The 7,706-nt window shown below is 68.3% G+C and carries 4 protein-coding genes; 2 read left to right on the forward strand and 2 right to left on the reverse strand.

The features are described 5' to 3' along the window. Both AX708_RS21370 and lgt read right to left on the reverse strand, forming a co-directional pair. Positions 1–2,118 carry an SAM-dependent methyltransferase gene (locus tag AX708_RS21370; protein WP_197425914.1) on the reverse strand — a complete coding sequence of 706 codons (2,118 nt, stop codon included), beginning with the start codon at positions 2,116–2,118 and terminating at the stop codon, positions 1–3. Next, positions 2,022–2,903 carry a prolipoprotein diacylglyceryl transferase gene (gene lgt / locus AX708_RS11390; RefSeq protein ID WP_066526597.1) on the reverse strand — a complete coding sequence of 294 codons (882 nt, stop codon included), beginning with the start codon at positions 2,901–2,903 and terminating at the stop codon, positions 2,022–2,024. Before lgt ends, AX708_RS21370 begins: the two co-directional genes overlap by 97 nt. 193 nt (positions 2,904–3,096) lie before the next feature. On the opposite strand from lgt, the gene AX708_RS11395 reads away from it, so the two are divergent. Then, on the forward strand, positions 3,097–4,812 hold the full coding sequence (locus AX708_RS11395; RefSeq protein ID WP_066526601.1) for a class I adenylate-forming enzyme family protein: 1,716 nt from the start codon (positions 3,097–3,099) through the stop codon (positions 4,810–4,812). Between the two features lie 7 nt (positions 4,813–4,819). Then, entirely contained in the window at positions 4,820–7,579 is a 2,760-nt protein-coding gene (locus AX708_RS11400) for a [protein-PII] uridylyltransferase (protein ID WP_066526604.1), read from the forward strand. Positions 7,580–7,706 lie beyond the last annotated feature (127 nt).

Raw genomic sequence — 7,706 nt, forward strand, 5'->3', positions numbered from 1 at the left:
TCACTGGAATCCCGCCCCGAACGGCCAGCGCCGCCCGCACAGGCCGAGCACCTTGAACAACCTGCCCATTTCGCTGTCCTTGACCAGCCGGTTACGCTGCCGTTCGAACTTCTCGCGTTCATAGGGTGCGCGGCGGCGGAGCATTTCCATGCGCATGTCGATCCCCATCTGGATCAGCCATTCGCCCTGGTACTGCAGCCCCATCACGTCCGCGCCGTGCTGCTGCGCGACGAGTTGGAGCAGCTCGAAATCGACGTGTGCGGTGAGGTCCGCATCGCCCGGATGGGCGAAGACATCGACCTTCTGGTGCGATTTCAGCGCCTGCAAGGTCGATCCCGAGCGCAGCTCCTCGTGCCCGTAGTCGATGATCAGCGCGACCCCGCCCTGCTCCTTCAGCCGCCGCGCGAGCTCGGCCATCAAGGCGACGGCGGCGGGGCTGGTCTCGATCAGCGTGCCCTGCGAGGCGGTGACCCAGCTGGGCGGGACCAAGTGATCCATCCGCTCCTTGCCGGTCACGAAGGTGAAGTCGTCACCCTCCAGCCCCACCATCCGGGCGTACCAGCCATCGGTGGAGCGGATCAGGTGCTGCACCGGCAGGGCATCGAAGAATTCGTTGGCGACGATCAGCAGCGGGGCATCGTCGGGCAGGGTCGAGATGTCGTGGTGGTGGATGCAGTCGGGGAAGGCCTCGCGCTGGAGCTTGCGCAAGGCGGCCGAGGTCTCGACGAAGTGGACCTGCGGGGTGAGCCCCTGCTTGGCTGCCGCGCCGAGCGCATCCTTGGCCAGCGTTCCGCGCCCGGGGCCGAGTTCGACATAGTGGATATATTTGCGCTTGGTCATCTGCGACCACAGGTCGGCCAGCCACACCCCGATCAGCTCTCCGAACACCTGCGTGATCTCGGGCGCGGTGATGAAATCGCCCTGTTCGCCCAGCGGATCGCGGCTGGCGTAATAGCGCGCGTTGCTCTCGCCCATATATTGCGAAAGCGGGATCGGGCCGGTCTCGCGGATCAGGCGCTTGAGGACCGCGGGAACATCGACCTGCGCGCGGGCGAGGACTTCGGCTTCGAGCCGTGCCTGCTCGGCGGCGGCGGCCTCTTCCGCCTCGCGCTTGGCCTGTTCTTCGGCGGCGATGCGGGCGGCTTCTTCCTCGGCAGCCTTTCGCGCAGCCTCTTCGGCGGCGAGGCGCGCGGCTTCCTCGGCAGCGAGCCGCGCGGCTTCCTCGGCGGCGCGGCGGGCGGCTTCCTCTGCTTCCTTCTTCGCCTTGGCCTCGGCTTCGCGACGCGCCTTTTCCTCGGCCGCCTTGCGGGCCTTCTCTTCGGCGGCGGCCTTGGCCTCGGCCTCGCGGCGGGCTTTCTCCGCGGCGGCCTTTCGCGCCTTTTCCTCGGCTTCGGCCCTGGCGCGGGCTTCGGCTTCGGCCTTGGCGCGGGCCTTGGCCTCGGCACGGGCCCGGGCTTCGGCTTCCTTCCTGAGGCGGGCTTCCTCGGCGGCGCGGGCCCGGGCTTCTTCCTCGGCGCGCTTGCGGGCCTCGGCGATGCGGCGCGCTTCTTCCTCGGCGCGCGCGCGCTCGGCGGCTTCGGCGGCCTCGGCCTCGCGGCGAGCGCGCTCTTCGGCCTCGCGGCGGGCCTTGGCCTCGGCTTCAGCACGGGCCTTGGCCTGTTTCCTCGCCTCGGCTTCGGCGGCAGCCCTGGCGCGCGCTTCGGCCTCGGCACGCTGACGCGCCGCGATCTCGGCGCGCTTTCTCGCCCGGGCCTCGGCCGCCGCCTGCTCGCGCGCTTCGCGTTCCGCGCGGGCCCGCGCCTCGGCTTCGGCCTGCTCGCGCTGCCGCGCTTCCCGGGCGAGACGGGCGCGCTCCTCGGCTTGTGCCTTCACCCGGGCGAGCGCTTCGGCCTGTTCGCGCGCAGCCGCCTCGGCGCGCGCCTTGGCGGCCGCGCGCGCCGCGCGTTCGTCACGCGCGGCGGCCTGCGTGCCGGGTTCGGGATCGATCAGCCGGAGCGCGCTCTTCCAGACGCGCGCGCCGTTCAGGCCGGCGCCGGCGTCCCCGCCGCCAGCGGCTTCTTGCGCAGCGCGAAGATCACGACAATCAATCCAGTCAGGATAAGCGGTATCGTCAGCCATTGCCCCATCGATAGCCCGGTGCGGGCTGCAAAGTCAGCCAGTTGTTGATCCGGCTCGCGGAAAAATTCGTTGACGAAGCGCGACACGCCCATGCCCACGGTGAACACCCCGGCCAGCAGCCCGGGGCGATAGCGCGCGCGGGTCAGCCAGAACAGCGCGAGCATGATCGCAAGCATCGCCAGCCCCTCGAGCCCGGCCTGGTAGAGCTGGCTCGGGTGGCGCGGCAGCTCTGTGGGGTCGCTCGGGAACACCATCGCCCAGGGCACATCGGTGACCCGCCCGTAAAGCTCGCCATTGACGAAATTGGCGAGGCGGCCGAGCAGCATCCCCATCGGCACGCCGACCGCGACATAATCGACCACGCGGATGAAATTGAGCTTCTCGCGCCAGGAGATCCACAGCATCGCCACCGTGACGCCGATAAGGCCGCCGTGGAAGCTCATGCCGCCCTCCCACAGGCGCACCAGCCGCCAGCTCAGCCAGCTGTCATTGGCGAAGGTGGCCCACAGCGCCGGCTCGTAGAAGGTCGCATAGCCCAGCCGCCCGCCGATGATGACGCCCAGCGTGCAGTAGAAGAACAGATCGTCCGCATGGCGCTGCGCCATCGGCGCGCCGGGTTCCTTCAGCGCGCGCGAGGTGTGCCAATAGGCGAAGATCACCCCCAGCAGGTAGGCGAGCGAGTAGAAGCGCAGCTGGAAGAAGCCCAGATCGATCCCTCTGGCAAGGTGCAGATCGGCAAACTGGATCGGATCGGCGGCGGTGCTTGCGGCAAGTAGTGACAGCACGGAGCGAACCTCTTATTGCAATGAGATGCCGTAACGGCGGGCTCGAGGGCCCCTGTCGCGCTGGCGCTTCTGGCACAGCCGGCGGGTGAGGGGAAGGGGCACGGGAATCCGCCGGACGCAATGGGACAGGTACTCGGGACGGGTCGCACCGGGCCGGGCGCCGCAAAAAACGAGAGAGAGAGGAAACCACCGCATGCCCACCCCGCTGGACAATGCGCTCGAAGCGATCATCGCCGGCCTCACCGCCGAGGGCCAGCCATTTGCCACCGTGCCCTTCGTGCGGGGCGGGGTGGAAATGCCCGTCTTTGCCGCCGCGCCCCCGACGCTCGCCCATTATTTCGCCCATTTCGCGAACCAGAACAAGGACATCCCCTTCCTCGTCGATGGCGACGTGCGTCTCACCTTCGGCGAGGCCTATGCCGCCGCGACCCATGTGGCAGAGGGACTGATCCGGCTCCACGGCGTCCAGAAGGGCGACCGCATCGGGCTGGCCGCGCGCAATTCGGCCAACTGGATGATCGCCTATATGGGGATCATCATGGCGGGCGGCTGCGCGACCCTGCTCAACGGCTTTTCGAGCGGCGAGGAGCTCGCCTATGCGATCGATCTGGCCGAAGCGAAACTGGTGCTCGCCGACGAGGGCCGCGCCGCGCGGCTCGAGGGCCATGCCCACGGCGCCAAGGTGGTCCTGTTCTCGCACGGCAATCCGCCCGCCGAGGGCCTCGCCGCCGCCTGGGCCGCGCCCGCGGGCACGCCCGCCGCGATCGCGCTGCTCGGCGCGCTCGGCCCCGACGATCTCGCGACGATCCTCTACACCTCGGGTTCGACCGGCAAGTCCAAGGGCGCGTGGTCCGATCACCGCGGCGTCGTCAACGCGGTGATGAACTATGTCTGCCAGTCGGCGATGGCCAAGCTCCACGTCGAATCGCAGGAAGGCCCGATGAGCGAGCAGCCCTGCGCGCTCGTCGCCGTGCCGCTGTTCCACGTCACCGGCGAAGTGCCGCTGTTCCTCCAGAGCTTCGCCATCGCGAGGAAGCTGGTGCTGATGCCCAAGTGGGACGCCGGCCTCGCGATCCGGCTGATGGCTGAGGAGAACGTCACCTACTTCGTGGGCGTGCCCTTGATGAGCTACGAAATCGCCAACCACCCCGACCGCGAGAAATACGACCTGTCGAAGTGCAAGAGCTTCGCCGCAGGCGGCGCGCCGCGCCCGGTGGAGCATGTCATCCGCATCAAGGAGGCTTTCCCCGGCGGCTTCCCGCTGCTGGGCTATGGCCTCACGGAAACCAACGCGGTCGGCTGCGGCAATTTCAACGAGAACTACCTTGCGAAGCCCGGTTCGACCGGGCGCGCGAGCAAGCCGATGGTCGATCTGGCGATCCTCGACGATGCCGGAAACCCGCTGCCCGCCGGCCGGGTGGGCGAGGTCTGCATCCGCTCGGTGTGCAACTTCCGCGGCTACTGGAAGAACGAGGAAGCCACCAAGGCTGCCTTCACCGACACCGGCTTTTTCCGCACCGGCGACCTCGGCTATCTCGACGAGGACGAGTATCTCTTCATCGTCGACCGCAAGAAGGACATCATCATCCGCGGCGGCGAGAACATCTCGTGCATCGAGGTCGAGGACGCGATCTACGCGCATGACGATGTCGGCGAATGTTCGGTCTTCGGCCTGCCCGACGAGCGGTTCGGCGAGGTGCCTGCGGCGGTCTATGCGATGAAGGAAGGCCGCCCCGCCATCACCCCGGGCGAATTGCGCGCCTTCCTGCTCGAGCGGATCGCGCCCTTCAAGGTGCCGCTCGAACACCAGATCTGGATCGTGCACGAGCCCCTGCCGCGGCTCGGCACGCAGAAGATCGACAAGCGCACGGTCAAGGCCCGCTATCTCGAACAGGCGGTCGCTGCGTGACCGCCGCATGAGTCCCGCTCGTGTCCCCGGCCAGCGCGCGATCATCGACCGGCGCGCGCTGGCCGAGGAGATCGAGGCGCTGTTCGAAGCCGGCGGGGCCGCCGCCCGCCCCGCCATCGTCGCCGCGCTGCGCACCGCGCTGCTCGAAGGGCGGGCCGAGCTCGCGCGGCGCCTGCTCGAGACGCCGTCTGCCGGGCACGAGGTCACCGCCGGGTTCAGCTTCCTGATGGACCAGCTGCTGCGGGTGATCCACGATCACGTCACCACGCATCTCTACCCCGTCTCCAACGCCACGCAGGCCGAGCGGCTCGCGATTCTTGCCGTGGGGGGATACGGCCGCGCCGAGATGGCGCCGCATTCGGATGTCGATGTCGCCTTCATCACCCCGGGCAAGCGCGCGCCGTGGTGCGAGCAGGTGATCGAGACGATGCTCTACCTGCTGTGGGACCTGGGGCTCAAGGTCGGCCATTCCAGCCGCACCGTCGCCGACACGATCCGCATGGCTAAAGAGGATCTGACGATCCGCACCGCGCTGCTCGAAAGCCGGCTCGTGTGGGGCGAGCAGGTGCTTTACGAAGAGCTGCGCGCGCGCTTCTGGAACGAGGTCGCCAAGGGGAGCGAGCGCCAGTTCCTGACCCAGAAGCTGGCCGAACGCGATGCCCGCCACAAGCGGATGGGGGACAGCCGCTACGTTGTCGAACCCAACGTCAAGGAGGGCAAGGGGGGCCTGCGCGATCTCCAGACGCTCTACTGGATCGGGAAGTATGTCCACCGCGTCGACAATGCCGCGCAGCTGGTCGATGTCGGCCTGCTCACGCAGAGCGAATACCGCAATTTCCGCCGCGCCGAGGGGTTCCTGCTGGCGGCGCGCTGCCACATGCACCTCATCACCGACCGCGCCGAGGACCGGCTGACCTTCGATCTCCAGCGTGCCGTGGCCGAACGCATGCTGTTCGCCGACCGCCCTGGCAAGAGCGCGGTCGAGCGGTTCATGCAGTACTACTTCCTGCAGGTGAAACGCGTCGGCAGCCTGACCGGGGTGTTCCTTGCGCACCTCGACGAGGAGATGGCCAGAAAGCGCCCGCGCACCGGCTTCTTCGCCGGCTGGACCCAGCGGCCCCGCCAGTTCAAGGGCTACACCGTCGAAGGCGGGCGCCTGCGCGCCCCGGGCGACGAGTGGTTCAAGGCCGATCCGGTGCGCCTGATCGAAGTCTTCCAGCTGGCCGAGGCCGAGGGGCTCGAGGTCCACCCCGAAACCATGCGCCAGGCCGGGCGCGACGCCAAGCTGATCGACGCCAAGCTGCGCCGCGACAGGCGCGCCAATGCGCTGTTCCTCGATCTGCTGAGCGGCCGCAAGGACCCCGAAACCGCATTGCGCTGGATGAACGAGGCGGGCGTCTTCGGCCGCTTCGTGCCCGATTTCGGCCGGGTCAACGCGCAGATGCAGTTCGACATGTATCACCACTACACCGTCGACGAGCACACCATCCGCGCGATCGGGCTCCTCTCGCAGATCGAACGCGGGTTGCTCACCGCCGATCACCCGCGCGCCACCCGCGAGTTCCCCAAGCTCGCCTCGCGCCGCGCGCTTTATGTCGCGGTGCTGCTCCACGATATCGCCAAGGGGCGCGGGGGCGACCATTCCGAACTGGGCGCCGAAGTCGCGCACCGCCTGTGCCCGCGCTTCGGCCTCGACGAGAAGGAGACCGCGCTGGTCGCCTGGCTGGTGCTCCACCACCTCCTCATGAGCCGCACCGCGCAGAAGCGCGACCTGACCGATCCCAAGACGATCGAGGATTTCGTCGGCCAGGTGCAGAGCCTCGAGCGGCTGCGCAACCTCGCGATCCTCACTGCGGTCGATATCCGCGCGGTCGGGCCGGGGACGTGGAACAGCTGGAAGGGCCAGCTTCTGGGCGAGCTTTACGATGCCGCGCAGGAACGCCTGCGCCTCGGCCACAAGGGCACCGGGCGCAAGGCGCGGGTCACGGCCAAGAAGGATGCGGTCCAGCGCCTGCTGGGGGATCAGGATTACCTCGTCGATTCGGTCGGCGCGCTGCTGGGGGATGCCTACTGGATCGCCGAGCCCGAGGAGATCATCGCCGCCAACCTTGCCCAGTACGACGCCGCCGCAGCTGCGGGCGAGGCGCTTTCGATCGCCTGCGAGGTCGACGAGACCCGCGGCGCGACCCGCATCAGCGTCATCGCACTGGACCATCCGGGGCTGTTCTACCGCATGGCGGGCGGCATCCACCTCGCCGGCGCGAACATCATCGACGCGCGCATCCACACCGCCCGGTCGGGCTATGCGGTCGACAATTTCCTCGTGCAGGACCACAACGCCCAGCCCTTCCGCGAGGACGCGCAGATGGCCCGCATCGAGAAAGGCATCCGCGATGCCCTGCTCGCCAAGGTCGAACTCGTGCCCAAGCTGGCCGCGCGCCCGCTGGCGCACTCCCGCGCGAAAGCCTTCGATGTCGCGCCGGGGGTGAGTTTCGACAATGATGCCTCGAACCACTTCACCGTGATCGAGGTCACCGCGCGCGACCGCCCGGCGCTGCTCAACCGGCTGGCGCATGCGCTCTACAAGGCCAACCTGATCGTCCATTCGGCGCACATCACCGCTTACGGCGAAGCGGCGGCGGACACCTTCTACGTCACCGATCTGACCGCCGCCAAGATCAAGGCGCCCGAACGCCTCGCCGAGATCGAGGCCGCGCTGCTTTCCGCGGCGAGCGACGAGCGGCAGGAGCAGCTCGAAAAGGCGTAAATGCCACACCCGTGGCGAAATTTGACGCCCGCGTGAAAGCCCGGTTTGCAGACCGGCCCGATCGGGTTAGTCCACTAGAGTCTGTCCTGTTTAGACTGAATCGATGTGGGATTCCCAAGGGGTGCTG

It is taken from the genome of Erythrobacter sp. CCH5-A1 (assembly GCF_001557115.1).
GTDB lineage: Bacteria > Pseudomonadota > Alphaproteobacteria > Sphingomonadales > Sphingomonadaceae > Erythrobacter.